This is a genomic window from Tropicimonas isoalkanivorans (assembly GCF_900112335.1).
Taxonomy (GTDB): Bacteria; Pseudomonadota; Alphaproteobacteria; order Rhodobacterales; family Rhodobacteraceae; genus Tropicimonas; species Tropicimonas isoalkanivorans.
This window is the reverse complement of the sequence record NZ_FOLG01000015.1, coordinates 68,569-94,722: the sequence shown is the minus strand read 5'-3', so window position 1 is coordinate 94,722 and position 26,154 is coordinate 68,569. Positions and strand designations below refer to the sequence as shown.

Sequence of the window (26,154 nt, the reverse complement as noted above, 5' to 3'; positions counted from 1 at the left end):
ATGACAGAAACGCATTTCGTCCGCACCCAGATGATCGAAGAGCAGGAACCGCCCGGGGCAACGACCGGTGCTGTCGGCTGGATGCGGGAGAATCTCTTCTCCTCGCCGCTGAACGCGATCCTGTCGCTCCTGTCGCTGGCGTTCATCTACTGGCTACTCGCGCAGGCGCTGCCGTGGCTGATCTCGCCCACGTGGCAGGCCAACTCGCTGACCGAGTGCCGGGAGATCATTGCCGAGGCGGGCTACGGAGGGGCGTGCTGGGGCCTGATCCGCGAACGCTTCCTGCAGTTCATTTTCGGCTTCTATCCGCCCCACCTCTATTGGCGTGTTGTCCTCGACTTTGCCCTGCTCGCGGTCGCCCTTGCGCCGATCCTGTTCACGGGGCTGCCGCGCAAGATGCTGTACTTCTCGGCGGTCTATCCCTTCCTGATGCCGTGGCTGCTTTGGGGCGGTACGATCTGGACTCCGGTCATGGCGGCGGTCGGGTTCGTCATCGGCTATCTCGCGCAGCGGTTTCTCAAGCCGGTGGTCGGCGACCTGGCGGCGACGATCCTTGCGTTCGTCCTTCCGGTGGTCTGGTGGATCTTTCTTGCCGGGCCGGTGCCCAATGCCTTTGCCTCGATCCTGCCTCTGGCCATCGAGACGGTGGAGAGCCGGGCCTTCGGCGGGTACATGCTGTCGATCACCATCGGTGTCGTCGCCATCGCGTTGTCGCTGCCGATCGGTATCCTCCTGGCGCTCGGGCGGCAGTCGGATCTGCTGATCGTCCGCTCGCTGTCGGTGGGGTTCATCGAGTTCATCCGCGGCGTGCCGCTTATCACGCTGCTCTTCGTCGCCTCCACGCTGCTCAACATCTTCATGCCGCCGGGCACGGATTTCGACATCATCCTGCGGGTCATTATCATGGTGACGCTCTTCGCCTCGGCCTACATGGCCGAAGTGATCCGCGGGGGGCTGGCGGCGCTTCCGAGGGGGCAGTACGAGGCGGCGGACGCGCTCGGGCTGGACTTCTGGATGGCGCAGCGGCTCATCATCATGCCGCAGGCTCTCAAGATCTCCATCCCGGGGATCGTCAGCACCTTCATCGGGGTGTTCAAGGACACCACGCTGGTCTCCATCATCGGCCTTCTGGACCCTCTCGGGCTGTCCCGCGCGATTCTGGCCGACTCCAACTGGAACGGTATCGTCTGGGAGATCTACGGCTTCATCGCCGTCATGTTCTTCATCTTCTGCTTCTCCATGTCCCGCTACTCGATGTACCTGGAGCGCAAGCTTCGGACGGAACACCGCTAAGGAAACGCCATGTCTGAAATGCCCGCAGAACGCACTGTCGACCGCTCGCACATGCAGGTGTCCGACGAAATCGCGATCCAGATCACCCACATGAACAAGTGGTACGGCACGTTTCACGTGTTGCGCGACATCAACCTGACCGTCCACCGGGGCGAGCGGATCGTCATTGCCGGCCCGTCCGGGTCCGGCAAGTCGACGCTGATCCGCTGCATCAACCGGCTGGAGGAACACCAATCCGGCGAGATCATCGTCGACGGGACGGAACTCAGCTCGGATCTGAAGAACATCGACAAGATCCGCTCCGAAGTCGGGATGGTGTTCCAGCACTTCAACCTGTTCCCGCACCTGACGATCCTGGAGAACTGCACGCTGGCGCCGATCTGGGTCCGCAAGGTGCCGCGCAAGCAGGCCACGGAGACGGCCATGCATTTCCTGGAGAAGGTGAAGATCCCGGAGCAGGCCAACAAGTACCCCGGCCAGCTTTCGGGCGGCCAGCAGCAGCGGGTGGCGATTGCGCGTTCGCTCTGCATGATGCCGCGGATCATGCTGTTCGACGAACCGACCTCGGCGCTCGACCCTGAGATGATCAAGGAAGTGCTCGACACGATGGTCGAACTGGCCGAGGAGGGCATGACCATGCTCTGCGTGACCCACGAAATGGGCTTCGCCCGGCAGGTCGCAAACCGGGTGATCTTCATGGATCAGGGTCAGATCGTGGAGCAGAACGAGCCGGAAGCATTCTTCAACAACCCGCAGCACGAGCGCACGAAGCTGTTCCTGAGCCAGATCTTGGGGCACTGAGCCCGGTTACTGCGTGGGGTCGGCGCCCTCTGCTGCGTCCACCTCCGCCAGGTCATGCGGGGTGAGGAACTGGCGCGGCTTGCCTTGCTGCGGCTGAACCTCAGACCAGGTCGCGACATCGAATGCCAGAACCAGCAGCGCGCCTGTCGGATAATCCGTGAAACGGGGGTGGTCCGGGGCGGCATCGGCCATGTCCTGTGCAAAGGCCGCGATGCCGGGGTTGTGCCCGATCATGAGCACGGTCTCCCCGGTGGCACCGCGCAGCGCGTCCAGCATTGTCTCGGGCGTGGCGTGGTAGAGTACCGGCCGCATGTCGGCCTCGCCCGCGAGTTTCAGCGCTTCCCAGGTTTCCCGCGCCCGCCGGGCGGAGGAGCACAGGATCTCGTCCGGCTGCCATTCGCTGTTGCGCAGCCACTTGCCGAGCGCCTTGGCGCTGCGCTTTCCGCGCTTGTTGAGGGGGCGGTCGATATCGTTCAGTTCGGGATTCACCCAACTCGATTTCGCGTGCCGAAGGAGGATAAGATGTTTCATGGGCTTTCGTGAGCGGCGCGGAGGTTTTTGCCCGTGGGTGGCACGGTCGTCCGATCATAGGACGGACTCCGCAGAAGCGAAGCCCTTTTCACATCTTGCGCGGCTTCTCCTCGAAGGGCACCCGGATCAGCGAGCCGGCCCCGTGGTCCGTGAACAGCTCTAGCAGACAAGCGTTGGGCGCGCGGCCGTCCAGGATGACGACCGCACGGACGCCGCCGGCAATCGCCTCAAGTGCGGTTTCTGTCTTGGGGATCATCCCGCCCGCGATCACGCCGCTGTCCGTCAGCTCCCGAACCTGGTCGGGGCTGAGCTGGGTCACGACAGCGCCGCTTGAGTCCTTCACTCCCTCGACGTCCGTCAGCAGCAGCAGCCGGTCCGCCTTGAGCGCGGCGGCGATAGCGCCGGCGGCGGTGTCGCCGTTCACATTGAACGTCTCGCCGTCCCGCCCGGCGCCGAGGGGCGCCACGACGGGAATGATTTTGTGCGCGTGCATCTGGTGGATGAGTTCCGGCGAGACCTCCACGGGCTGACCGACCAGCCCGAGCGCCGGGTCCACGGGATCGCAGACCATCATGTTGGCGTCCTTGCCGGAGATACCCACAGCACGGCCGCCCTGGTTGTTGATCGCCTGAACGATCCGCTTGTTGACGAGCCCGGAGAGCACCATCTCCACCACTTCCATGGTGGCTTCATCGGTGACGCGTTTGCCCTTCACGAACTCGCTCTTGATCTCGAGCTTCTTGAGGAGGTCGTTGATCATCGGGCCGCCGCCGTGAACGACCACCGGATGCACGCCCACCTGGTTCATCAGCACGATGTCGCGTGCGAAGCTCGCCATCTGCTCGGCGTCGCCCATGGCGTGGCCGCCGAACTTGATGACGACGGTGGCGCCGGTATAGCGCTGAAGATAGGGAAGGGCTTCGGACAGCGTCCGGGCGGTGGCGATCCAGTCGCGGTTCATGTTCTGCTTCTTCATTCGTCGGCTCGAGTGCTTGCTTGGTACGTGGTGTTACGCGCCGGGGCGCGCGGTGCCAAGGGCGTTTGCGGCATTTGCCGCGCCATAGCCGTTTCATGAGAGCACGATCTCAGGCCATCGCGCGGCCCGACAGCCGCGCGATGGCACGCGTTATGTGCGGAACACGCGGTAGATTGCCGGGATCACCAGAACCGTCAGCAGGGTGGAGCTGAGCAGGCCGAAGAGCAGCGACAGCGCGAGGCCCTGGAAGATCGGGTCTGCCAGGATCACGGCGGCGCCGATCATTGCGGCGACGGCGGTGAGCAGGATCGGCTTGAAGCGGATCGCCCCGGCCTCGATCAGCGTCTCCACCTTGTCCTTCGCCGGGTCCGCGTGACGAATGAAGTCCACCAACAGGATGGAGTTGCGGACGATGATGCCCGCGAGCGCGATAAAACCGATCATTGAGGGTGCCGAGAACGGCGCGTTGAACAGCCAGTGTCCCGCCATGATGCCGACGAAGGTGAGCGGCACCGGCGTCAGGATCACCAAGGGCAGCAGGAAGGAGCCGAACTGCGCCACCACAAGGATGTAGATGCCCAGCAGCGCCACACCGAAGGCGGCGCCCATGTCGCGGAAGGTAACCCAGGTCACTTCCCATTCGCCGTCCCAGAGGAGCGTCACCTGCGCTTCGTCCTCCGGCTGGCCGTTCAGACGGATCTCGGGTTTTGTGCCCTCGTCCCACTCCATCTCTTCCAGTGCATCGCTGACGGCGAGCATGCCATAGAGCGGCGCCTCGAAATCCCCGGCGAGTTCGGCCATCACCATCTCCGTGGCGCGGCCGTTGTGGCGAAAGATCGGGTAGGAGGCCTTCTCCTCCCGGATGTCCACCACGTCGCCCAGTTCGACGACGCCCCGGGCGCCCGGAAGCACGTTCGCGGGGATGGGCGTCGACAGGAACCGCTCGTCCACCACGCGGTCGGATTTGTCCCGCTCGATGGTGATCGGAATCGGGTACCGGCCGCCGCCCCGGTGGGAGTAGCCGACGGTGCTGCCGGCGTTCAGGATCGCGAGGGTGTCGAACACGTCCGTCTCTTGTACGCCGAAGAACTCAAGCTGGTCGCCGGAAATGGTGGCGCGCAGGCGCCGGGGCTGGATGCCATAGCTGTCATCGACATCAACAATGAACGGAACGCTCGCGAAGGCTTCGCGGATCTTCGCCGCCGCCTCGCGCCGGGTATCCGCGTCGGGGCCATAGACCTCCGCCAGCAGGGTCGCGATGACCGGCGGGCCCGGGGGCGGCTCGACCGTTTTCAGAGTCGTGCCTTCGGGGACGTCGAGGTCGGAAATGCGCTCCCGGATCTCCAACGCAATCTCGTGGCTGGAGCGGTCACGGTCCCCCTTGGGCGTGAGGTTGATCTGAACGTCGCCCATCTGCGGCTGCTCCCGCAGGTAATAGTGGCGCACCAGCCCGTTGAAGTTGAACGGCGCGGCGTCGCCGGCGTGGGTTTGCGCCGAAATCACCTCGGGCAGGGTAAGCACCTCGCGCGCCACGGCCTGCGCCACGGCGTCGGTCTGCTCGACGGCGGAGCCTTCGGGCAGGTCGATCACGACCGATAGCTCTGACTTGTTGTCGAAGGGCAGGAGTTTGACGGTGACGTCCTTGGTGTAGAGCAGCGCCAGCGAGCCGAAGGAGATGGCCGCGGCCACGAGCAGGAACAGCAGGCTCCCGCTCTTGGTGCGCAGAAGCGGCCGGGCGACGGCGGCATAGATCCGCCCCAGGGCGCCGCCCTGGTGTGCCTGGTCGTTCGGGTCATGGGCCGGCGCACGGCCGGCGATCTTCACCATGAGCCAGGGCGTAATGATGACGGCCACGAAGAACGAAAAGATCATCGCGGCGGAAGCGTTCGCCGGAATCGGGCTCATGTAGGGCCCCATCAGGCCGGAAACGAACAGCATCGGCAGCAGCGCCGCGACCACGGTGAGCGTGGCGACGATGGTGGGGTTGCCCACCTCGGCCACGGCGCGGATCGCCTTCGTCACACGGTCGGCCTTGTCCGGCATCGCCCAGTGCCGCGCGATGTTCTCGATCACAACGATGGCGTCGTCCACGAGGATCCCGATGGAGAAGATCAGCGCGAAGAGCGACACCCGGTTGAGCGTGTAGCCCATGATCCAGGCCGCGAAGAGCGTGAGCAGGATCGTGACCGGGATCACGATGGCGACCACGATCGCCTCTCGCCAGCCGATTGCGAAGAGCACCAACGCGACAATGGAGACGGTGGCGAGGCCGAGGTGGAACAGCAGTTCGTTCGCCTTTTCGTTGGCCGTCTCGCCATAGTCCCGGGTGATGTCGACCTGCATCGTGTCCGGGATCAGTTCGTGCTCCAGCTCCTCGACGCGGTGCAGGATCTCTTCGGCCACGACGACGGCATTGGCCCCGGCGCGCTTGGCTATGGCGAGCGTCACGGCGGGGGTGCGCGTGACGGTGCCGTCCTCGGCGCGGGTGACGTTCGAGACGATCCGGTCCGACGTGTCGGGCACGAAGCTCACATCGGCCACGTCGCGCACATAGACCGGGCGGTTGTCCCGCGTGGTCAGAAGGAGGTTGGCGATCTCGGCCGGCGCCTTCAGCGTTTCGCCGGCCACGAGCGAGATCTGCTCGCCATTGTCGCGGACGAGGCCGGTGGAGAAGGCCCGGTTCGCGCCCTGCACCTTTCCGGCAAGTTGTTGGAGCGTGACGCCGTAGAGCGCCAGACGCTCCGGGTCCGGCGCGATGCGGATCGCCTCCGGCGCCTCGCCGACGATATAGGTCAGCCCGACATTCTCGATCTTGGCGGCTTCCACCTGCAATTCGCGGGCAACTCGGGTGAGGTCGTTGGCGGTGACGCCGTTGTCCGGCGCGGAGGGGGTGAGCGTCAGCGACACGATCGCCACGTCGTCGATCCCGCGGCCGACGATCAGCGGATCGTCGATCCCCACGGGGATGCGATCCATGTTGGCGCGCACCTTTTCGTGGACCCGCAGAATGGCAGCGTCCGAGGAGGTGCCGACGAGGAACCGCGCGGTGACCATGGCGTAGTCGTCCATGGTCTGGGAATAGACATGCTCCACCCCGTTGATGCCTTGCACGATGGTTTCCATCGGCTCGGTCACCAGCTTCATCGCGTCCTCGGCCTTGAGGCCGGGCGCCTGAATGTGGATGTCCACCAGCGGGACGGAGATCTGCGGCTCCTCCTCCCGCGGCAGGCTGACGAGCGCGATCAGGCCGGCGGCCAGCGCGGCCATGATCATGAGCGGGGTCAGCGCCGAACGGATAAAGGCGCTGGTCAGGCCGCCGGCGATGCCGCGGCGCATGGGGTGGGGCTGGTCAGTCATGGCCGGCCACCAGCGTTTCGCCGCCCGAGAGGCCCGAGAGGACCTCGATCATCGGTCGGCCGTCGATCTCGACCCGTTCGCCAAGGACGACCGTGCGTTGTACGGCCATGCCGTCCGACCCCGTCACGGTGACGAAGTCCAGGCCCATGCGGGAGACGACCGCCTCGTGCGGGATGACCACGGCTTCCGTAGAGCCCACGGGCAAGCGGACCAGAACGCGGGCGTCGACGAAGTCCTCGTTGAGGCCCTCCACCTCAACGTCCGCGATCACGCGGCCGTTCTCGATCTGGGGATAGATCTTCGCCAGGTGGCCGGTGCGGGTCTGGTCCCCGGTGCCGATTTGAATGTCGGCGCCTTCCTCCAGAACCCCCGCGTGGCGCTCCGGCACGGCGAGGCGCAGGAAGAATCCACCGCCGCCGATCTGCGCGATGGTCTCCCCGGGCTGCACGACCGCGCCAGCGGTGACCGGCACGTCAAGGACGGTGCCGGAGAGCGGCGCGAGGACCGCTCCCTCGGCCTCGCGCTGCTTCAGAACGGCGCGGTCCGCATTCGCCGCGCCGATCTGGCCCTTGAACACGTCAACCTGCGTGCGCAGGGCATCCAGGCGCTGGGCGGTGGTGACACCTCGTTCCAGCAGGTTCTCACCGCGGGACAGTTCGGCCTCGGCGTTATCGAGTTGCGCTTGCAGGGAGGTCAGTTGCGCGTCCACCGCGCGAAGCTGCAGGTCCAGCTTCTCGTCGGAGACCGTGCCAATCAGCTGCCCTTCTTCGACATGGGCACCTTCGGAGACCTCGATGCTGACCAGCGTGCCCCCGAGCCGTGTGCGGGCAGGGATGCTGTCTTTCGTTTCGATGCGTCCGAACACCGCCTTCCATTCGGGCACCTCGACGCGCGTCGCTTGCATTGGCGTCTGTGCCTCTGCGAACAGGGGCAGGGCGAGGGCGAGCAGTAGTGGCAGAATTCGTCTTGGCATCGGGACCTCCTGTCCATCCGGCGGTGCAAAACATATGCGTTTTTGTGAATGTTTTGCAAGACCCGTCCTGATCAGGCTGCGGAAATCTCTCCTGTATCCTCCTCCATTCCCATTTTCGCATTTTAAAACAGCTATTTGAAATGCAATTTATGCATAAAAGCGTAGGAGGCGGCGCAAAGGCCGCCTCCTGCGTTTCGCCTGACCGTTCTAGGCGACTGGCTTGATGCGGCTTGGCTCGTCCGCTTCCAGGTAGGCCTCCTCCTGCGGCGACAGGTCGATCTCGTCGTAGCCGGTGAACATCGGCCGGATGTGCTCCCACAGGGAGTGGCCGGTGGTCATCAGGTAGAGGTGCATCACGATGAACGACAGGATGCCGAAGGCCGCCAGCACATGCAGGTTGCCCACGATCTCGATCCAGAGGCCCGAGGACGCTGCCGGTTCCCACAGCCGATAGGTGAGGTAGGCGATGCCGGTGATCCAGATCGTCGGGAAGATCAGGAGCTTGAGCGCGAGGTAGGCCATGGCCTGCAGCGGGTTGTGCTTGCGCCAGTACGCCTTCCGATAGGGATGTTTCTCGCCCTTGAAGATGCCGTAGCTGTAGAACCGGATCACCTGCCCCAGACCGTCCGCGGAAGGGACGTAGTGCTTCCACGTGCCGGTGGTGAAGTGCCAGAAGATCGCGAAGATCCAGAGCACCATCAGCAGCAGCGCCGCGTACGTGTGCACCAATACCGCCTGCTGGTACGGTATCCACTCGTGCAGACCGTAAAGCCGGAATCCGGTAAAGGTCATGACCAGCACCAGGATCACCTGGCTCCAGTGCCAGAAGCGTTCGAACGGCGGGTAGATCTTGACCATACGTTCGGACATCTCAGTGCTCCTTCATGTTGCGGCGGCCGATGAGGCGCATGAGGGCGTGGATGACCAGCCCCAGCAGGGTCAAGCCGAAGATCAGCGCCCCGAGTTTGCCGCCCGGGCCCATCGGGTTGGCACCGGGGATGTGGATGCCGGCGATGTTGGCGAGACGGCCATTCTCCTTGTGGCATTCCTCGCAGGCGACGTGGTCTTCGGCCGGCGCGACCATGTGGGTGACGGGCCAGTACATCTCGGTTGCGACGAAGTCGTAGCTGCCGGAGTATTCCGTCCCGGACGCCTTGGCGCCCGCTTCGAACGCCTTGTCCCAATCCCACTTGCCCCAGTAGGCCGTCTCGGACCCCGGTCCGAAGAGGTGCGGGTAGAGCAGACGGTTACGTTCCGTGTCGTAAGGCTGCTTGCCGCGCATGACCTTGAAGGGCCAGATCCGGCTGTTCTCGTCATCCTGGCCGCCGGAGATCATGTTGACTTCGACCACCCCGCTGGGGTCGATGTCGTGATCGGCATTGGCATATTCCACCTGGCCGTCGAACCAGAAGTACTCCGGCTTCAGGTTCTCACCCCATTCGAAGTCCCCCTTCATCGTGACATATGTGGGTTTCTTCTTGCCGTCGGCGGTCTCGTACTTCGCGACTTTCATCGGCTTGCCGTCTTCGCCCATCTTGCCGGCGGTCGACCAGTCCCACATCGTCTTCGTGGGGACGCCGCCTTTGGCGTATTCAGGGATGTGGCAGGTCTGGCAGGCGATCTTGTCGCGGTGGCTGTTCAGCTTGAAGCCGATCAGGGAGAACTTGTCGTGCGGCTCGGTGCCGTGGCAGCTTTCGCAGGTGGCCACGTCGCGCCGCTGGCCGGGCAGGCCGGCGCCCTCGGTGTCCTTGGCCGTCACGTTGTAGCGCGATCCGTGCCATTGGTGCTGGTCGCTCACGTGGCAGGTCGAGCATTCGAAGTTCAGGCCGTCGGAGGCCATGTGGACGTCGATGTCTTTCGTGGGGTTGTGCAAGACCGACGAAAGATCCCCATGTTTCACGTTGTCGCCGCCGCCGCCGTAGAAGTGGCAGTTGCCGCAGTTGTCGCGATCGGGCAGGCCAACGCTCTGCGCCACCAGCGTCAAGTCCACCGGGTTGGCCGGTTTGCCTGTGTTGGTGACGGCGCCCTCCTTGACCTCCGTGCCGAAGGGCTGGCCCGCGCCGGCGGGCACCTTGAAGTAGGTGTCGGATTTGTCGTGGCAGACAAGGCAGTCCACCGCGTTCGCCTCCTGCGGGGGCGGCGTGTTCATGTCCTTCCAGCCGTAGCCCACGTGGCAGGAGGTGCAGCGCGGTTCGTTCCCGGCCACGCCGACGCAGTAGGAGTTGATCACGTTGTTCTTGCCGAGGTCCTGCCCGGTGACGGGGTGCTCGTAGTCCCACGTCCAGTGGATGGACTGTTTGACCTGATCGGAAGCTTCGGTGTGACAGGTCAGGCAGGCGGCGGTCACCTCCGGCCCGGAGGCGAAGTCCTTTTGCAGGATCTCCAGATTGGAATGGTCCACCGTGGTGTTGGATTTCTTTGCCGGCGGTGCCTCCGCCTCCTGTGCCACGACGGCCCCGGCCCCTGTCAGTGCAAGGGTCAGGCCGATCACGGCCGTCATCTTTCCGGAAATCATGTGCACATCCCTCCATCTCGTGGATTGCCGGGCGCTCCTGAGCGGCCCAACAAATGCACGGATGGGGCATTAATTCCATGATCTATAACAAGTTTTGAATTTATGAATATAACCTACAGAAAGGAAAATATATTGTAAAGGTGCATAAATACAGAGGTGATGACAGGCTGATTTGGCGGAGAATTTTCGTGACAAGAATAGAAAGGCTCATCTTACCTGCGCCATATCTGCATCTGTGAGGGTCTTATAGCTTATTTTGGATGCATATTTTGTCGCAGCGTGGACACTGTGAAGCGACCGGTTCCGACACGCCGCTGGCCGCCCTTCCATTGCGGCCGAGCGCTTGTCATGCCGGGCGCGGGGGGGGTACCCGTTCGGCATCGAGTCAGGGGTGCGGACACATGGCCATCGACTGGGTTCAACACCGGCGGGACGACCACAAGATCGGCCAACTGCAGGAGTTTCTCAAGCAGATCGTCTACGGTGGAAACGATGGTATCGTGACGACCTTCGCCATTGTTGCGGGCTTTGCCGGAGCCTCCGCGGAGGGAACGGCGCAAGTGGGTGCGCTGGCGGTTCTGGTCTTCGGTCTCGCCAACCTGTTTGCCGACGGCGTGTCGATGGGGCTCGGTGAATTCCTGTCCACCCGGTCTCAGCGGGACGTCTACGTTAGCCAACGGCGTTTTGAACTGGACGAGTTGCGAAACAACCCCGACCGGGAACGCGCCGAGCTGGTGCAAATGCTCTGCGAACGCGGCATGGGGCCCGAACCGGCTGGCCGGATTGCGTCGGAACTGATCCGCTGCCCCGAACTCGTGGTGGACATGATGATGTCCTACGAATTCGAAATCCCCGACATGCGAAACGGCTCCGCGGCGATGGACGGGATGGTGACGTTCCTGTCATTCATCACCCTCGGGGCGATCCCGCTCATTCCCTACTTTATAATGACGCCGACGCCGACGACGTTCTGGCTCTCTGTCGCAGCCACCTTCACGGCGCTCGCCCTGCTGGGCCTGCTGCGGTGGTGGTCGACCCGGCAGGGAGCGCTGCGATGCGTCGGCGAGGCGGTTCTCGTGGGCGGCGCCTGTGCGCTCGTGGCCTATGTCGTGGGCGCCGCCGTGGGGTCGATTGGCTAGCCCCCCGCCGCGTCAATTGGGGCCGGTCAGAAGTACCGCATCCAGATATAGACGTTCGAGATCGCCAGCATCAGCATCGTCACGGGGAAGCCGATCTTTACGAAGTCGACGAAGCCGATGGGTTGCTTGGCCTTCTCCGCGAAGGCGGCCACCGTGAGGTTGGCACTTGCCCCCAGAAGGGTGCCGTTGCCGCCGAGACAGGCACCGAGCGCGAGCGACCACCACAGCGGCTCGATCGCCTCCGCGCCGCCGAACGTGTGGGCGGTGGACTCGATCATCGGGATCATGGTGGCTACGAAGGGGATGTTGTCGAGGATGGCCGACAGGATGCCGGAGGCCCAGAAGATCAGGAACGAGGTCTTCATCAAGTCGCCCTGGGTGAGATCGAGGATCTTGGTGGCGAAGATCTCCAGCAGTCCGGCGTGTTCCACACCGGCCACCACCACGAACAGGCCGCCGAAGAAGAAAATCGTCACCCATTCGACCTCGGCGAAGATGCCGTGCAGGGAGTCCGACTGCTTCTCGCTTTTCTGATGGCCGAAGGCGAGCAGCATCAAGAGCGCCGCGCCTGCCAAAGCCGACGTCCCAGGCATCAGACCGTAGCCGTGCCCGACGGTGAAGCCGAGCAGGACGAGAGCCAGCACGCCCAGGGATTTGACCATGAGCCGTCGATCGGTGATCGCCTCGTTCTCCTTGAACTTCATGATCCGCAGGCTGGCCTCCGGCGGAATGTGCGACAGGGCGCGGCGGTTGAGCAGGATCGTGACGCCAAGCATGACCACGAGGCAGACCGTCGCGATGGGTGCCAGGTTCATCAGGAAGTCATTGAAGCTGAGGTTGGCCGCGGACCCGATGATGATGTTGGGCGGGTCGCCGATCAGGGTCGCGGTGCCGCCGATGTTCGACGCCAGGATCTCGGCCATGAAAAAGGGAAAGACGCGCGTCTTCAGCTCGTCGGTGATGAGCAGGGTGATCGGTGCGATCAGCAGGACAGTGGTCACGTTGTCGAGCAGCGCCGAAAAGACCGCCGTTATCAGCGTGAGCATGACGAGGATGCCCATTGGCTTGGCGTTCACGCTCTTGGCGGCCTTGATCGCCGCGTACTGAAAAAGGCCGGATTTGCTCGTGATGCTGACGATCATCATCATCCCGATGAGCAGCGCGAGCGTGTTCGCATCCACGCCCGAGACGGCCTGCTCCTGGTTGATGATGCCGAAGACGACCATCAGCGCCGCGCCAAGCATGGCCAGAATGGCGCGGTTCACCTTTTCACTGATGAGGGCGACATAGACGAGGATGAGGATGCCGGTCGCGACCCAGAGCGGGTCGATGCCCAGCAGATCCGGAATGGAAAGGGCGGCCTCGCCGTGGGGTGAGGAATGGTCCATGAATGTTCACATGCCGAGGATTTCGACTTCGCCGAAAACTCGGTCCAACAGGGAGTTAGGGCTGACAGTGCCAACGAAGCGGCCCGTCTCGGGGTCGACCAGGATCACGTGGCGCTTGTATTTGTGGATGAGGTAGATGCCCTCCATGACCGGCGTATCGGGGGCCGCGATGGGGATGTTTTTGGGGTTGGACAGGTTGTCGGACACCTTGACGGTCTTCAGGCGCTCGAGTTCGGCGTCGAAGTCTTCCTTCGACAGGCTCATGAAGCTGAGGTTGCCGATCCTGCCGCGCCAATTGTCCCTGTCCGAGCCGATGGTCGCCGCTTTCGGCAGAAGTAGCTTCATCAGCGTCGGCTGCGTGAAAACGCCGATGTACTTACCGTTCTCGTCCACCACGGGCAGAATACGGATGCGGCTACGGCGGATCACGTTGAAGGCGGTCGCGACGGTGGCGTCGGGGCGGATTGTCTCCTGAAGCTCCGGCGGAAGCATGACATCCTGGCAAGTCAGACCCATTTTCGACCTCGCGTGCTTGATGGCAGAAACCGGCGCCCCATCGGGGAACGGGATGGCCTCGGTCGCGCCATGTAGGCGGTTGCGGGCCGGACCGGATGCCGGAGGGCTGGTGGCTGTCTTTCACTCTTTCGGTGCCAATACCAGCGTGCGCGTTGACGCGGGGCGAAGGATACTGTCGCATACAGAGTGGAGGAAGTTCGATTGTTTCACTGGGCGCCGCAGGGAACTCCGCAAAGCTTCGGGCGTTTTGTTCAGGAACCGAGGGGGAAACATGCTGCAATCGTTCAAGGATCTTATCGACAAGCCGATGCGCGCCGGCGACCGCAAGGCCAGTTTTCGCGATGCCTTCTTTCGTATCGATGAGGGGATCCTGCGCTACGCGGCGCTCGACATTGGCGGCTGGTTGAGCATCGACAATATCATCGTCTCGATGGACTTGATCGAACCTTCGGCGGCAGGGGACGGGGAGTGGGTGGTCAAGCTCGACGAAGACGCCCTTGCTGGTGCGCCGCGTTGGGAGCGGCGGGAGGAACGGGAGGAGGTCGACCTGCAGGGCTGGCCACCGGTGATCGTGGGCCCGTTCGGCAGCACGATATCCCCTCTGCTGCTCTATCAACAGCTCCGCGAGTTGCGCGGCACCGGAGCTGGCAACGACGACGGTGAAGAGTCGCCGGTCCAGTCGATGGAGCGCGCTGGAAAGTGGCTGGGCCTTACGGCCTTCGATGCGGTGGGAGAACTCGGAAAGGTCGAAGATTTCATCTTCGAGACGGACACCAACGCCATCCATGCTGTGATTCTGGATCGCGACGCCCCGGGTACGGACCTGGGCCGGGAACTACCGATCCATCACTTCCGACACATGGCCGATCAGGAAACGCATCTCGTGCTGGACCTGCGGGGCACACCCGCCCCGGACGTTGAGGCGGAGCCGGACCGAAAGCTCTGACCTCCGCTTACGTCGGAGGTTGAGCGACGGGCGACTCCGGTTGCCGGACCCGACCCGTGCGCTTCCGCACTTCCCGCAACGCCACGGTGGGTTTGTGATGTGTCGGGTGCGGCCGAGGTGTCGGCCGGGCAAGCCGTTCAAGTTCAGCGTTAAGTTGCGCTCCGATCAGAGTCACCAGGGCGCTGAACCAGAACCACAGGAGCAAGCCGACGACCGCGCCAAGGGAGCCATAGATCCGATTGAGATCGGCGACGTTCCGGAAATAGGTCGCCAGCAGGAGCGAACCCACCGCCCACATCAACACGGCCGCCTGGGCGCCGGGCGTAATCCAGCGCAACCGCCCACCCCGGCGGTTCGGGCCGTACCGATAGACAAGGGCGAGCGCGAAGGCGACGACGCCCAGGAGGATCAGCCATTTCGCGGCGCCGATCAGGAACTGCACCGCGAAGGGCAGGTGGAAAAAGCCGATGATCGGCGGAAGAATGACCACGAAGACAATCGACACCATCGCAACTGTCACCAGCAGCGCAGTCAGGAGCAGCGCAACGCCATTGCGGCGGAGGACATTCTTTCGATGGGGCTTTTCGTAGATGACGTTCAACCCGCGGATCAGCGATGCAACCGCGGCCTTCGAAACCCACAGTGCGATGCCGATGGAGATGACCGAGGTCCACTGGAGCGTCGATGTGGCACCGCTGACCATCGTGGCGACTTGTGCCTGTAGAAGGTCGAAGGCGCTGACGGGCAGCATCGGGCGGAGGAGGGCAAGTTGTTCGCCGACGACCTCCGGGTCTGCCCAGTATCCCCAGATCGCGACGACGGCGGCCAGTGCGGGCAGGATTGCCAGGAACGCGTAGAACCCCACCCCGGCGGCTATGAGGCTGAGATTGTCTTCGTCCATCCGCCGCGACGTGCGGATAACGACCTTTCGCCATTCCCGCCAGGAGTACTGGCGGGGGCGAATCTTGACTTTATGCGGCGTGAGGGTGTCCGACACGGCCGCGTGCCTGTCAGGGCGCCGTACGCGCCGACCGGGGACCGGCGACCAGCCAAATGATGAAGCCGATCAGCGGTAGGATAACGACGAGCAGCACCCAGAGTACCTTTTTGCCCGTGGTTTCGCCGGAACCGACGATCGAGATGATGGCCCAAATGTCCAGGGCAAGCAGGATGAGGCCGAACAGGCCGCCGAGATCAAACATGTGGAAGTCTCCTCAAGACTGGCGTTTGGTAGATAAGCTGTCTCGAAGACCGGATGTTCCGTGTGCCGGCTGCCTTTTTACTGATTTGCGCCCGCGCGAAGGTGCGCGCAAACGCGCAGGCGGGCGGAAAGTTCCCATATTTTTCTGTAATTTAGTTGCTCTTTCCGGGAACAGCATCCCCCCCATCGCGTTCTTCCGTCAGAGGCGCAGGGCAGACACTGCCGTGCGCAGGAAGTTGAAATGGAGCAAGTTCATGAAACGGATTCTGACAAGTACCGCTATCGTCATGCTCGCCGCTATGCCGTTTTTTTTGCAGGATGCGGCGACCGCCGAGAAACCCGAGGTGAATGCTGAAGCGAGCGCGAACGCGCAAGCCGATGCCGGCATCTCGATGGAGCAGGACGGCATGACCATCAACGCTGCCGACCTGATTGGTCACCCGGTGTACGTGGGCGCCGAAGGCGAGGCGACTGTCGATGAGGCTGTCGCTGACGTGCCTGACGGTTGGGAACGTGCCGGCGAAATCGGCGACGTTATTCTGACCTCCGAGGGCGGTATCGAGTCGATCACGATGGACATCGGCGGCTTCCTGGGCATGGGCGAGAAAAACGTTCAGACCAGCATGGACAACCTGAAGTTCGTGCAGGACTCCGATGAAGAAGGCGAATACTTCATCGTCTTCACCGGCGACCGCTCGAAGCTTGAGATGGAAGAAGAGTACGACCGCGCTGCGCTCGATGAGGACAGCTACTCCGTCTACTCCGAACGTCCGGAAATGGCGGCTCAGCAGACCTCTACCGAGATGGAGCAGGAAACCGAGCAAGCCGCTGCGGAGACCAAGCAGGAGGTCGAACAGACCGCCGACGCCGCTGAGCAAAACATGGAGAAAGCTGGCAACGAGGCCGAGCAAGAGCTTGAGCAAGCTGCCAATGAGACGGAGCAGGAGGTCGAACAGACCGCCGAGGCCGCCGAGCAGAACATGGAGCAAACGGCCGACGCCGCTGAGAAGGAGATGGAGCAGACCGCTGATGCGGCAGAGCAGAACGTGGACGCCGCTGAGCCGGTTGCGACCGACACCGCTGCCGTTGATCCCGCCGCTCAAGAGCCTGCCGCCAACAATGGCGACTCCGACCGCGTCCTGACTGCTGAAGAGCTGGACGGCATGCCGGTTATCGGGAGCGACGGTGACCGTCTCGGTGAAGTGTCCGATATCGTCCTGACCGACAGTGGCGAAATCGACAGCGTCATCATCGACGTAGGCGGCTTCCTCGGCCTTGGCGAAAAGCCGGTCGCGATCCCCTTCTCCGAACTGACGCTGCAAGAAGGTGAAGGCCTTGCCGATCAGACGGTGAAGATTAACCGCACCGAGGAAGAGCTTGAGCAAATGGAGCGTTGGGAAGGCTGATACGCCTTGAACGCTGGAGTGCCGCCTAACGTGGCATTCCTTCCACGGAATTGGGCCGGCGCGATGCGCCGGCCTTTTTCGTTCATGCTGGCGAAGCAGGGAAATATGCGGCGGTTGCCGGACGCAAGTTGCCGCTGGCGGGAGATATTACGAAGACGTTCCTAGAACCCGCTCCACGCGCGGGCCAATCAGCCAACGCTGGAACATGTCGTCGAACTGGTCGGGAGCCTCGTAGAAGGGCAGGTGGCCCGTTTCCATCAGCAGCGCGCGCGCATTGGGAAGAGCCTGCAGCAGCGCGATTTGGTGTTCCGGTGGAACCACTGGGTCCTTCGTCCCGACCACGGACGTGACCGGGCAGGAAACCAGGGGAAGCTCCTGCCGCATCGACTGGCCGCGTACCCAATTGAGCATCAGTCGTAGCGCCAGGGGATTGCAGCAGGACAGCTCCGCGCGCATCTCGTCGGGGAGCGGAGCCGCACCACGGCTGCCCGACTGAACCATCGCGCCCCATCGCTGAAAGTTCTCGGGGGACTCCAGGGCGTACCGCCAAAGAAGGCTGACCGCGAGATGCCCAAAGCCGGGCAGGGCAGTGAGCCGCGCGTGCAACGAGCGGGCGCTTGCGATCCCGCCAGAGAACAACGACCCGACCAGCAAAATATCCCGGACACGCTCCGGGTACCGGCGCGCGAGTTGCAGGGCAACCAACCCACCGGTGGAATGGCCGACCAAGCGCCACCGCCCGGTAGGAAACGCGGCGTCCAGACGGCGGGCGTAGATGTCGAGAAACCGCTGATCCCTTAGCATAGCGGCCGTTCGGGCGCTGGTGCAGCTTGCGCTGTGCCCAGGAAGCGGTAGAGCGACCGTTGGCTGCGGCAACGGCTGCTGTCGCGAAATGATGGGTCGCCAGAGCGCGTTCGTTTCAAGCAGGCCATGGAGCAATACGACGGGGCCACCCGGGATATCGTCGGCAAAGACCTCCATGGGCAGGTCCGCATCGGACAGGGATGGATCGACGGCCGACGGTGGCCTGAAGGACCGTGCGCCCATGAGGGGACGTCGGGCGAGGTGCGCCCACGACGGAGCCCACCTGCCTTTCGTATGTGGGGCCCCGGCCGTCAACGGGAAGGCCTTACGCAAACGGCCGCGCAGAGCGCGACCGGAGCGCCGACGCGCCGGATGCGCGCCGGAGGATGGATTTTCCTACCGTGGTTACTGTGCGGACCTGTCATGTTGGCCTTCTTCGACTTCTTCCACGATCTTTGCAACGAAGGCATCCAAATCGTCCGGAGAGCGGCTGGTGACGATACCACAGTCCGTCACGACCTCCTCGTCCTTCCAGTTCGCGCCCGCGTTCTTCATGTCGGTCTTGATGGACGCGAACGACGTCGCATCGCGGCCCGAGATAACGCCGGCCTCGATCAGAAGCCAGGGCGCATGACAAATGGCGGCGAGCGTCTTGCCGCTGTCGTGGAAATCCTTCACCAGTTGCACGGCCTCGTCGGTGGCGCGCAAGGTGTCGGGGTTGATTTGACCACCGGGGAGAACCAATGCGTCATAGTCCTCGCAGCGCGCGTCCTTGATCGAGAGGTCGGCGTCGGCGTCGCGGCCCCAGTCCTTTTCGTCCCAGCCTTTTATGGTGTCGCCATCGGGTGTCGCCACGTGAACGGTCGCACCGCGGGCGCGCAACTGATCCCTCGGTACCTCCAGCTCCGACTGCTCGAAGCCGTTAGACGCCATGATGAGAATCTTTGCATTTTCTATTGCGGGCATGGTTTGCTCCTTCCGTATCTCTTCGTTATGGCGCCCAACGTTCACCGGTCCCCGAGGTTCCGTGGGCATGTGCCACCACACGACTTCGTCAGAGCATCCCCAGCACGGTCACCGGAGCCGCGGTGGCGGCAGCCATGAACACCAGCCCGAGCAGGGCGAAGGCCCCATCCCGCTCCAGCAGCGAGGTCACGAACAGCGTGACGGCGGCACCGAGAAGGGAGGAGGAGAACGGGACGAGTTCCAGGATCGGCATCGCGGCACCACAGATGAGGCACAGCACTTGCACCGTCTTCCGGCCGGGGCGGCGCGTCAGAGGCTTCACGCGCTCGCGCGAGTGCCGGTCCAGCCAATCGGCGATCTTCCTGAGCCGTTTCATCACGCCGCGCAGCCGCTCGCCGCTGACTTTCTGACGCATCAGGAAGTCTGGCAGCCATATGTGATCCCGGCCGAAGATCATTTGCGCCGAAATGGCCGCAATCGTCAGGCCGCAGACGGAGGAAAACAGAGGCACGCCGCTGAGCGGGGAAACCACGAGCAGGGCGGGAATGATGAGGACGGGAAGGAAGGAATTCGAGCCGAAAGCCTCCAGCATATTGCTGATCCGCACCTCATCGCGATCACTCAACGTGTCGAGTTGATCGACAATGCTTCGGATGGGCTGAACGGTTTCGGTGGAGCCGTCGGCTCCGACTGCTTGGGCATCGCTCACGAACTTCCCATCCTGTTTTTCGCTGTTTCAATAGGTGAACTTCCGGAAGGTGAGTCGGTTCCCTTGCGGGGGTGAGAGCCGCAGCGCCCGCCCTAGTCCGTTGTCCACGGATGGGCCCGGCAGTCCCCGCTGCGTCAGCCGTCCAGAAGGCTCTGAAGACGTTCGATCCGTTGCTCCGTGATGCCGCGTGGATCGTCCCCGGCCGCGTCCGGCCAGTCCCGTTCCAGCGCGGCCTGCAAGGGAAACGCCTGTGCCGTCCGGAGCTGCCCCAGTTCGTCCCACCCGACCGGCATGGCCACCGGCGCGCCGTCGCGGGCTCGGAGGGAAAAGGGCGCGATTGCCGTCGCTCCGCGCTCGTTGCGCAGCCAGTCGATAAAGATCCGGCCTTTCCGCTTCGCTTTCGACATCGTCGCCGTGAAACGGTCCGGCTCCTTTTCTGCCATGAGTGTGGCCAGGACGCGGGAAAAGAGTTTTACCGTCTCCCATTCGGCCACCCGGCGCAGCGGCACGACAACGTGAATGCCCTTGCCACCCGTCACCATGGGCCAGGCCGGCAGCCCCAGATCGGACAGGATATCGCGCAGATCGCCCGCGGCTGCCACGACCTCCGCGAACGCCAGACCCTCATCGGGGTCGAGATCGAACACCATGCGATCCGGGCGCTCCAACCGATCGCGTCGCGATCCCCAGATGTGAAATTCCAGCGTCCCCATCTGCGCCGCCCCGACGAGGCCCGACGCATCTGTCACGTACATGTAAGGTTCCATCTGGCCATCGCTTTCCCCGATCTCGACAGTACGGAGCGCGTCGGGGAACCCCTTGCCGGCGTGCTTCTGAAAGAACGTTTCGCCACGCATCCCCTCCGGCGCACGTACCAGGGAGAGCGGACGGTCTTCGCATGTGGGCAGCATCCGGTCGGCGACGGCCGCGTAGTAGTCCGCCACCTGCCGCTTGGTGATCGCCGCGTCGGGGTAGACGACCCGCTCCGGGTGGGTGATGCGGATTCCGGCGACCGTTTGGCCCGTGTCGTCCTCGGCCATGACGTCCCCCTCCAGTTCGACGCTCTCAGGCGACTTGTCCTCTCTTAGCCCGTGAAACACTGCATGGCGCAGGCGTTTGTCGGCGGTCCATTCGGCGTAGCTCACCTCGGCCACGAGCTTGGGCGTGACCCATTGCACGCCACGGGCTTCCGACGTCGGCGCCTTTGCCGGTGCGGTCTTGCGGGCGATCGGCTTCATGGCTGTGCTCAGCGCTTCCATGTCATCGCTGTCGAAACCGGTGCCGACCTTGCCGGCATAGACGAGATCCCCCTCCCGGTACGCGCCGAGCGCGAGGGAGGCGAACGGGCGTCCGCGCTTGTCGCTTTGCTGCCAACCGAGAATAATAAACTCGTCGCGGCGCTCACATTTCACCTTGAGCCAGGTCTTGCCGCGCCCGGCGCGGTAGGGCGCATCGGTCCGCTTGGCAATCAACCCTTCACCGCCCGCCTTGCAGATGGTGGCAAAGGACTCTGAGGCGTCCCCTTCGATCACCGGGGAGAGTTGGACAAGGCCGAGGGGCGGGGCCTGACGGACCAGTCCGTCGAGAGCCTCGCGGCGCGCATGGAGCGGTTGACCGGTCAGGTCGGTTCCGTCCAGTTCCAGGAGATCGAAGGCGTAAAATGTAAAAGGGCCGCCCGCCTTGATGGCCTTTTGCAGGTTGGAAAACCCCTGCAGGCCCGCGCCCGCCACGATCTCCCCGTCGATCAGCGCGCTCTTGCAGTCGAGCGGGGCGAACCCCGGCAACAGATCCTCGAACCGATCGGACCAGTCATGTCCGTTCCGGGTAAAGACGCGCGGGCCCTTGCCACCAAGCGCCACCAGAGCGCGGTAGCCGTCGAACTTCAATTCGTGCCACCAATGGTCCCCGTGGGCGAGGGCATCGTGCAAGGTGGCGAGTTGCGGTTTACGGAACCCGGGGCGTTTGCCGGGGTGCTCTGCCGGGGCAGGATCGGCCCCCGAGGCGATTTCGCGCATGGTCCGATGGGTCGACACACTGCGGCGATAACGCAGCACGGGGTCGCGGCGCCTGGCTGCGTCGTCGTCCTCCTTCATCATCAGCCAGTTTTCGCGGTCCTTGTCGTGCTTGGCTTTCCCCTGCATCCGGACCAGGTGCCATCCTCCAGTGAGCCGGCGGCCATGCAGGGTGAAATGGAGATGCCCCTTCTGCAACCCCTTAGCCACCGGCTCCACCGGGCGCCAGTGGCCAATGTCCCACAGCATCACCGTGCCGGCGCCGTAGTTGCCCTTGGGGATCGGTCCCTCGAAGTCGAGATAGGAGAGGGGGTGATCCTCCGTCCGCACGGCCAGCCGCTTCTCGGAGGTGTCCAGCGCGGGGCCTTTCGTGACCGCCCAGCTCAACAGCACACCGTCCCATTCCAGCCGCAGGTCGAAGTGGGTGCGCGTTGCGTCGTGTTTCTGAATGGAGTATCGCGGGGCGAGGCCGCTGGGGTCGCCGGCATCCTGCGGTTCGGGCGTGGTGGCGAAGTCGCGCTTGGCGCGGTATTTGTCCAACCTGCCCAAAGGTCAGGCCGATTTCTTGCCGCCGCCCGAGTCCGCGCTGCCCGACTTCTTCCGCCGCCCGCCGGATTTGCTCTGCTTCACGCTTTCTTTAAGGGCGGCCATAAGGTCGACGACGTTCTCGCCGCCAGGCCGGTCGCCGTCGGACCCGGCTTTGGCGCGCGGGGTCTTCCGGTTCTTTCGCTTCCGCTCGATCAGCTCTCGCAGGGCAGTATCGTATCGGTCCTCGAAGGCCGCGGCGTCAAAGGGAGCGGTCTTGCGGTCGATGAGTTCGGTCGCAACCGAAAGGAGGTCCTCCTCCGCTTTATCGTCTTCGATTGACGAGAAGAGCGGGTCGGCGTTCCGGATCTCATCGGCGTAATGAAGCGTCTCCAGCAGCAGCCCGTCGCCGCAGGGCCGGATGGCGCAAAGGTATTCCTTGCCGCGCATCGTTAGCTGCCCCAGCCCGACCTTTGTTTCCTGCCGCAAGGCGTCCCGCACCACGCGATAGGCATCCTCGGCGAGGTCGTCGGTGGGGACCACATAGTAGGGACGGTCGTAATAGAGCGGGGGGATGTCACACAGGCCGACGAACTGAACCAGTTCGAGTGTCTTCTTGGTCTCCAGGCGGATCGCGTCGATCTCGTCCGGCTCCAGCAGGAGATACTCGTCGTCGCCGAGCTCGTAGCCCTTGAGAATGTCCTTGCTGTCCACCGGGCCCACGCCAGGCACGGTCTTTTCATAACGCACGCGCTTGCCCGTCGGCCCGTGGATCTGTCGGAAACTAACGCGCGCCCCGCTTTTCGTTGCAGAGTGGATCTCCACTGGTATCGACACCAGCGAAAGCCGAAGCTGACCTTTCCAGACCGCGCGTGAGGCCATCTCATCCTCCAGATTCGGGACTCAACGCCTACGGAGGGAATTTGTTCATTGGCCGTGCGGGCGCGGACGGTTTAGGCCTCTTCCTCGTGTGCTTCTGGTTCGACTTTGCCAAACCGAGCAAGGACCCGCGCACCGAGGAGGCACATGACCGCCCAAGACGCCCCGGCGAGCCAACCGGCCAGAACGTCCGTTGGCCAGTGAACCCCGAGGTAAACCCGGCTGACGCCAACCATGACCGTGACAAACACCGCAACGCTGAGCACATATATCTTGAGCCGCATCTCCGGCAGGATACGGGCGACCATAACGGCCAGCGTAAGGTAGACGACAGCCGCCATCATCGAATGGCCGGACGGGAAACTGGCGGTGTGAACGATGGAGCCGTGCGGAACGAGATCCGGTCGCGGGCGGGAAAATATCCCCTTCGCCGTGTTGGACACGGTCACGCCGCCGCCGATCACCACGAGCATGTACAGCGCTGACCTGTACCGTCCGGAAAGCAGGAAAAATAAGGCGGTGGCGACCGTTGCCAGCGTCACAACCAGCAGGCCACCGAGCGCCGTCATGTCCCGGCCCACCTCCTCGACCCAGGGAGGGCCGAGTGGGTCCGTCGGGTCGCCCGGCGTTCGGAGCGCCAACAGGAGCTGTGTGTCGATGTTGCGCGTTTCGCCTTCGAAGACCTCTCCGGCGAGTTCCATGAAGCCCCACAAGGACATCGCGATGAAACAGAGGGTGAGCAGGGTGCTCAACTCCACGTTCTGCCGAATCCACCGGGCGGGGGAAATTATCGTTTGTTCAAGCACGGTGCATCATCGCCGGAGGGTTGAATAAGCCTTGCAAACTCTGGTCTGCCCACATTGTAACAGTTCACGCGCCCCCGGACAGTAAGATCCGATCAGAATATGGCGCCCAATACGAGCAAGAGAAGGATGCATACCACGACGCCTGCGCCGATTGCAAACTTGGACGGGATCGTCCCGGTTTCCGGCGCGCCATCTCCGTGTCGAAGAGTTGACCCGTTGCCGTGCTCGTTGGGCGCCGCTGACAGGTCTCCCTCCGGCGGTCCTTTAACGAGCATGGTGTCCGCCGGCTCGATCGGCGGGATCATCTCGGAGCGGGCGTCCTCCGTCTGGGCGCGGTGGGTCGTCTCCTCCTTCTCTGCGTGCGACTCGTCGATCTCGGATTGCGGTTTGTGCGTCGTTCCGTTGGCAGCCATGTCTCGTTCCTCCTCCACATTACGAGGTCATCTGCATGGTACCAACGGGCGCACCCTCGCGGATGTTCCGGATTGCATGGCTCAGGATCGCGTAAAGCGGGGTCAGTCGCGGGGCCCGAGAGCCTAGTCCGAGGTCCGGCCCACAGGCGGCTCTGCGACAGTGCGTTCCCCATCCGCTTCGTCGCCGAACGCTTCGTCGGCGTCGAGTGGTTCCTCGCCCGGCGCCACATAGGCCGCGCTCTGCTCGATCGCGGCGTTGGTTTGGGCCGGGTGCATCCGGGCGTCGGCGGGCATAGCGGTGGCCGCCCACTCTCCAACCCTGTCTTCCGCTTCCTCGCGCGGCAACTTTTCCAGTCGCCCGATAAAGGTGATGAACGCCTCGCGGTCCCCGTCGATGGCCAGCACGTCGTTTTCGTGCGCCTCCGGCCAGCGCGTGAGTATCGAGGCCGACAGCTCCGGCCAACTCGTCTGGATCTGCGTCCATTCCATGTCTTGCATCCTTCTATTGCCTGTTCGGCAGGAGAACGGGCGGGTCTCCCCAAAGTTCCCCGCGCTGTTCCCCCGCCTTGTGACCGCATCGGGCGACGCCTGCCTCACATCATCGGCGTACCGCCGACCACGGCGACGGTTGCGCCGAAGGCGTAGCTGGAGGCGGAATTGATGATCGACCCGCCCTCCCTCATCACCGGCACCGCCGCCTAGCATAGGTAGAACATCGCGTGGATGTTGGTGCGCAATGTCCTCTCCCGTTCCTCGTCGGAGTTGTTTTCGGAAGCATCGCAACAGACCTGATGAGCGGCGTTGTTGACGAGGATGTCGGGGCGTCCGAAGACCCCGACGGTTACCCGCACGGGCGCGCGACGATGGTCCGCATCCTGAATGTCGCCCGCGTGCAGGTAGGCGCGGCGGCTGGCCTGCTCAACGAGGGCGCGGGTCTCTGCGGCCTCGTCGTGTTCGAGGAGGCTCTCCTGCACCTTCGATCGCGACGAACGGGTGCGGCTGGGCGAGGCTTTCGCGGGTCACTCAATTGGGCAACCGCTGGGCGATCTTCCGCCCGTCATCTCGGGCCGGTGCATTGCCTCTCTGAGCCAGCGCTGCGGTCTCTTCTATTTGGAGGGTGGGTCCACATATACAGGCTCGTGACCGAGCCAACGACCGACATTCCGGCGCGGGACGACCGTGCCTTCAAGCGCCATCGCGACACCGCGGTGCGGGCATTCGTGCGCCAAACGTTTGGCCCCCTCGGGACACTCCGCCTGCACCGGGCGGCGTTCGGTCTGGACCTGTTGCGCGCCCCGGCAAACGTCGCCCTCGCGCCGGTTTTCCTCCTGACCCGCCTGGCGGCCCTTCTCGCGAAGGTACTGGGGGCCAAACGGCTGTCAGCCTGGCTCATGCGCCGCGACATCCTTCTGGAAACCAACGTCTCGACGAAGGTCCGCGAGCGGATGCTTGCCTTCATCGGCGAGCTAGCGGCGCGGGAGCCTCGCCTGTCGGCCTCGCCCACCCAGATCGAGGCGGCGGTGTCCGATTACGTGGGCGTGCGGAACGCGGTCGCCGAGATCACGACATCGCTGGTCGTCCTGGCCTTCGGTCTGGCGATCTTTCACTCGGCGACCCCTGGCGTGATCTCCCTGGCCGGTCCGGTCGCTGAAATGCATGCCCGCACCACGGCCATCGAGAGCTTCCCGCTCGGCCAGGGGCTCGGGCGAATGTACTACGGCCTGTTTCCGCAAGTGCTTCCCGTGTGGCAGGTTGTGCTGAGCGGGGTCATCCTTGCGGCGGTTGCGTCGGTCGTCACGACCTTTGCGGGCGTCATTGCCGACCCGTTGCAGGTCCTCTCGGGCACGCACCGGCGCCGCATCAATCGCCTGCTCGACCGGCTGGCTACCAACCCCGGCGCAGGGCAGGGGCTGGCGCGGGAACACGTCGCGGCGCGGATGGGCGATATGACCGATATGGCGCTAAGCCTCTGGCGGTTTCTACGTGGCTGACGTGCAG

Annotated in this window: 25 protein-coding genes; 6 read left to right on the top strand and 19 right to left on the bottom strand. The window is 63.8% G+C overall.

The window, feature by feature from the left end:
* Both BM075_RS19810 and BM075_RS19805 read left to right on the top strand, forming a co-directional pair.
* Positions 1-1,293: an amino acid ABC transporter permease gene (locus tag BM075_RS19810; protein WP_093362439.1), complete on the top strand. Its 1,293-nt coding sequence runs from the start codon at positions 1-3 to the stop codon at positions 1,291-1,293.
* Between the two features lie 9 nt (positions 1,294-1,302).
* Positions 1,303-2,094 carry an amino acid ABC transporter ATP-binding protein gene (locus BM075_RS19805; protein ID WP_093362438.1) on the top strand — a complete coding sequence of 264 codons (792 nt, stop codon included), beginning with the start codon at positions 1,303-1,305 and terminating at the stop codon, positions 2,092-2,094.
* A 6-nt stretch (positions 2,095-2,100) separates the two neighbouring features.
* Here the strand turns inward: BM075_RS19805 and BM075_RS19800 are convergent, their stop codons facing one another.
* The 6 genes from BM075_RS19800 to BM075_RS19775 all read right to left on the bottom strand — a co-directional run bounded on the left by BM075_RS19800 (position 2,101) and on the right by BM075_RS19775 (position 10,446).
* A complete protein-coding gene (locus BM075_RS19800) occupies positions 2,101-2,625 on the bottom strand; it encodes a SixA phosphatase family protein (protein ID WP_093362437.1) in 525 nt (174 codons plus the stop codon).
* Between the two features lie 88 nt (positions 2,626-2,713).
* Positions 2,714-3,601, bottom strand: coding sequence for an acetylglutamate kinase (gene argB / locus BM075_RS19795; RefSeq protein WP_093362436.1), 888 nt, complete (start codon positions 3,599-3,601; stop codon positions 2,714-2,716).
* A 150-nt stretch (positions 3,602-3,751) separates the two neighbouring features.
* The gene (locus BM075_RS19790; RefSeq protein ID WP_093362435.1) at positions 3,752-6,958 is read right to left on the bottom strand and encodes an efflux RND transporter permease subunit; all 3,207 of its coding nucleotides are present in this window, start codon (positions 6,956-6,958) and stop codon (positions 3,752-3,754) included.
* A complete protein-coding gene (locus BM075_RS19785; RefSeq protein WP_093362434.1) occupies positions 6,951-7,931 on the bottom strand; it encodes an efflux RND transporter periplasmic adaptor subunit in 981 nt (326 codons plus the stop codon). The genes BM075_RS19790 and BM075_RS19785 overlap by 8 nt, the downstream gene beginning before the upstream one ends.
* A gap of 207 nt (positions 7,932-8,138) precedes the next feature.
* Positions 8,139-8,801 carry a cytochrome b/b6 domain-containing protein gene (locus tag BM075_RS19780; RefSeq protein ID WP_093362433.1) on the bottom strand — a complete coding sequence of 221 codons (663 nt, stop codon included), beginning with the start codon at positions 8,799-8,801 and terminating at the stop codon, positions 8,139-8,141.
* Between the two features lies 1 nt (position 8,802).
* Entirely contained in the window at positions 8,803-10,446 is a 1,644-nt protein-coding gene (locus BM075_RS19775) for a tetrathionate reductase family octaheme c-type cytochrome (protein WP_218152881.1), read from the bottom strand.
* Positions 10,447-10,847: 401 nt separating this feature from the next.
* Here BM075_RS19775 and BM075_RS19770 point away from each other — a divergent pair, with 401 nt between their 5' ends.
* Positions 10,848-11,585 carry a VIT1/CCC1 transporter family protein gene (locus BM075_RS19770; RefSeq protein ID WP_093362432.1) on the top strand — a complete coding sequence of 246 codons (738 nt, stop codon included), beginning with the start codon at positions 10,848-10,850 and terminating at the stop codon, positions 11,583-11,585.
* A 26-nt stretch (positions 11,586-11,611) separates the two neighbouring features.
* Here BM075_RS19770 and BM075_RS19765 read toward each other — a convergent pair whose 3' ends face one another.
* Together BM075_RS19765 and BM075_RS19760 are read right to left on the bottom strand one after the other, a co-directional pair.
* Positions 11,612-12,973: an ArsB/NhaD family transporter gene (locus BM075_RS19765; protein ID WP_093362431.1), complete on the bottom strand. Its 1,362-nt coding sequence runs from the start codon at positions 12,971-12,973 to the stop codon at positions 11,612-11,614.
* 6 nt (positions 12,974-12,979) lie between these two features.
* A complete protein-coding gene (locus BM075_RS19760; protein WP_093362430.1) occupies positions 12,980-13,489 on the bottom strand; it encodes a CBS domain-containing protein in 510 nt (169 codons plus the stop codon).
* Between the two features lie 271 nt (positions 13,490-13,760).
* Here BM075_RS19760 and BM075_RS19755 point away from each other — a divergent pair, with 271 nt between their 5' ends.
* Complete coding sequence (locus BM075_RS19755; RefSeq protein WP_093362429.1) at positions 13,761-14,435, top strand: hypothetical protein; 675 nt, start codon at positions 13,761-13,763, stop codon at positions 14,433-14,435.
* A 7-nt stretch (positions 14,436-14,442) separates the two neighbouring features.
* On the opposite strand, the gene BM075_RS19750 is transcribed toward BM075_RS19755, so the two are convergent.
* The gene (locus BM075_RS19750; protein WP_245758922.1) at positions 14,443-15,432 is read right to left on the bottom strand and encodes a YihY/virulence factor BrkB family protein; all 990 of its coding nucleotides are present in this window, start codon (positions 15,430-15,432) and stop codon (positions 14,443-14,445) included.
* Between the two features lie 13 nt (positions 15,433-15,445).
* Positions 15,446-15,637, bottom strand: a complete 192-nt coding sequence (locus tag BM075_RS19745; RefSeq protein ID WP_093362427.1) for a PLDc N-terminal domain-containing protein — start codon at positions 15,635-15,637, stop codon at positions 15,446-15,448.
* A 253-nt stretch (positions 15,638-15,890) separates the two neighbouring features.
* Here BM075_RS19745 and BM075_RS19740 point away from each other — a divergent pair, with 253 nt between their 5' ends.
* Positions 15,891-17,042, top strand: a complete 1,152-nt coding sequence (locus BM075_RS19740; protein ID WP_177208423.1) for a PRC-barrel domain-containing protein — start codon at positions 15,891-15,893, stop codon at positions 17,040-17,042.
* A gap of 147 nt (positions 17,043-17,189) precedes the next feature.
* Here the strand turns inward: BM075_RS19740 and BM075_RS19735 are convergent, their stop codons facing one another.
* The 9 genes from BM075_RS19735 to BM075_RS19695 all read right to left on the bottom strand — a co-directional run bounded on the left by BM075_RS19735 (position 17,190) and on the right by BM075_RS19695 (position 25,130).
* On the bottom strand, positions 17,190-18,089 hold the full coding sequence (locus tag BM075_RS19735) for an alpha/beta hydrolase (protein WP_093362425.1): 900 nt from the start codon (positions 18,087-18,089) through the stop codon (positions 17,190-17,192).
* A gap of 162 nt (positions 18,090-18,251) precedes the next feature.
* Positions 18,252-18,812, bottom strand: a complete 561-nt coding sequence (locus tag BM075_RS19730; RefSeq protein WP_093362424.1) for a type 1 glutamine amidotransferase domain-containing protein — start codon at positions 18,810-18,812, stop codon at positions 18,252-18,254.
* A gap of 88 nt (positions 18,813-18,900) precedes the next feature.
* Positions 18,901-19,521, bottom strand: a complete 621-nt coding sequence (locus BM075_RS19725) for an exopolysaccharide biosynthesis protein (protein ID WP_093362423.1) — start codon at positions 19,519-19,521, stop codon at positions 18,901-18,903.
* 134 nt (positions 19,522-19,655) lie between these two features.
* Positions 19,656-22,082, bottom strand: a complete 2,427-nt coding sequence (gene ligD, locus BM075_RS19720; RefSeq protein ID WP_093362422.1) for a DNA ligase D — start codon at positions 22,080-22,082, stop codon at positions 19,656-19,658.
* 3 nt (positions 22,083-22,085) lie between these two features.
* The gene (gene ku / locus BM075_RS19715) at positions 22,086-22,940 is read right to left on the bottom strand and encodes a non-homologous end joining protein Ku (RefSeq protein WP_093362421.1); all 855 of its coding nucleotides are present in this window, start codon (positions 22,938-22,940) and stop codon (positions 22,086-22,088) included.
* A 71-nt stretch (positions 22,941-23,011) separates the two neighbouring features.
* Entirely contained in the window at positions 23,012-23,695 is a 684-nt protein-coding gene (locus BM075_RS19710) for a phosphatase PAP2 family protein (RefSeq protein WP_245758921.1), read from the bottom strand.
* A gap of 140 nt (positions 23,696-23,835) precedes the next feature.
* A complete protein-coding gene (locus BM075_RS19705; RefSeq protein ID WP_093362420.1) occupies positions 23,836-24,156 on the bottom strand; it encodes a hypothetical protein in 321 nt (106 codons plus the stop codon).
* Positions 24,157-24,279: 123 nt separating this feature from the next.
* Entirely contained in the window at positions 24,280-24,645 is a 366-nt protein-coding gene (locus BM075_RS19700; RefSeq protein ID WP_093362419.1) for a hypothetical protein, read from the bottom strand.
* A 209-nt stretch (positions 24,646-24,854) separates the two neighbouring features.
* Positions 24,855-25,130 (bottom strand): SDR family NAD(P)-dependent oxidoreductase, encoded by a 276-nt coding sequence (locus BM075_RS19695; protein ID WP_093362418.1) that lies wholly within the window; start codon positions 25,128-25,130, stop codon positions 24,855-24,857.
* A gap of 165 nt (positions 25,131-25,295) precedes the next feature.
* Here BM075_RS19695 and BM075_RS19690 point away from each other — a divergent pair, with 165 nt between their 5' ends.
* Positions 25,296-26,147 carry a DUF6635 family protein gene (locus tag BM075_RS19690; RefSeq protein WP_245758920.1) on the top strand — a complete coding sequence of 284 codons (852 nt, stop codon included), beginning with the start codon at positions 25,296-25,298 and terminating at the stop codon, positions 26,145-26,147.
* Positions 26,148-26,154: the final 7 nt, after the last annotated feature.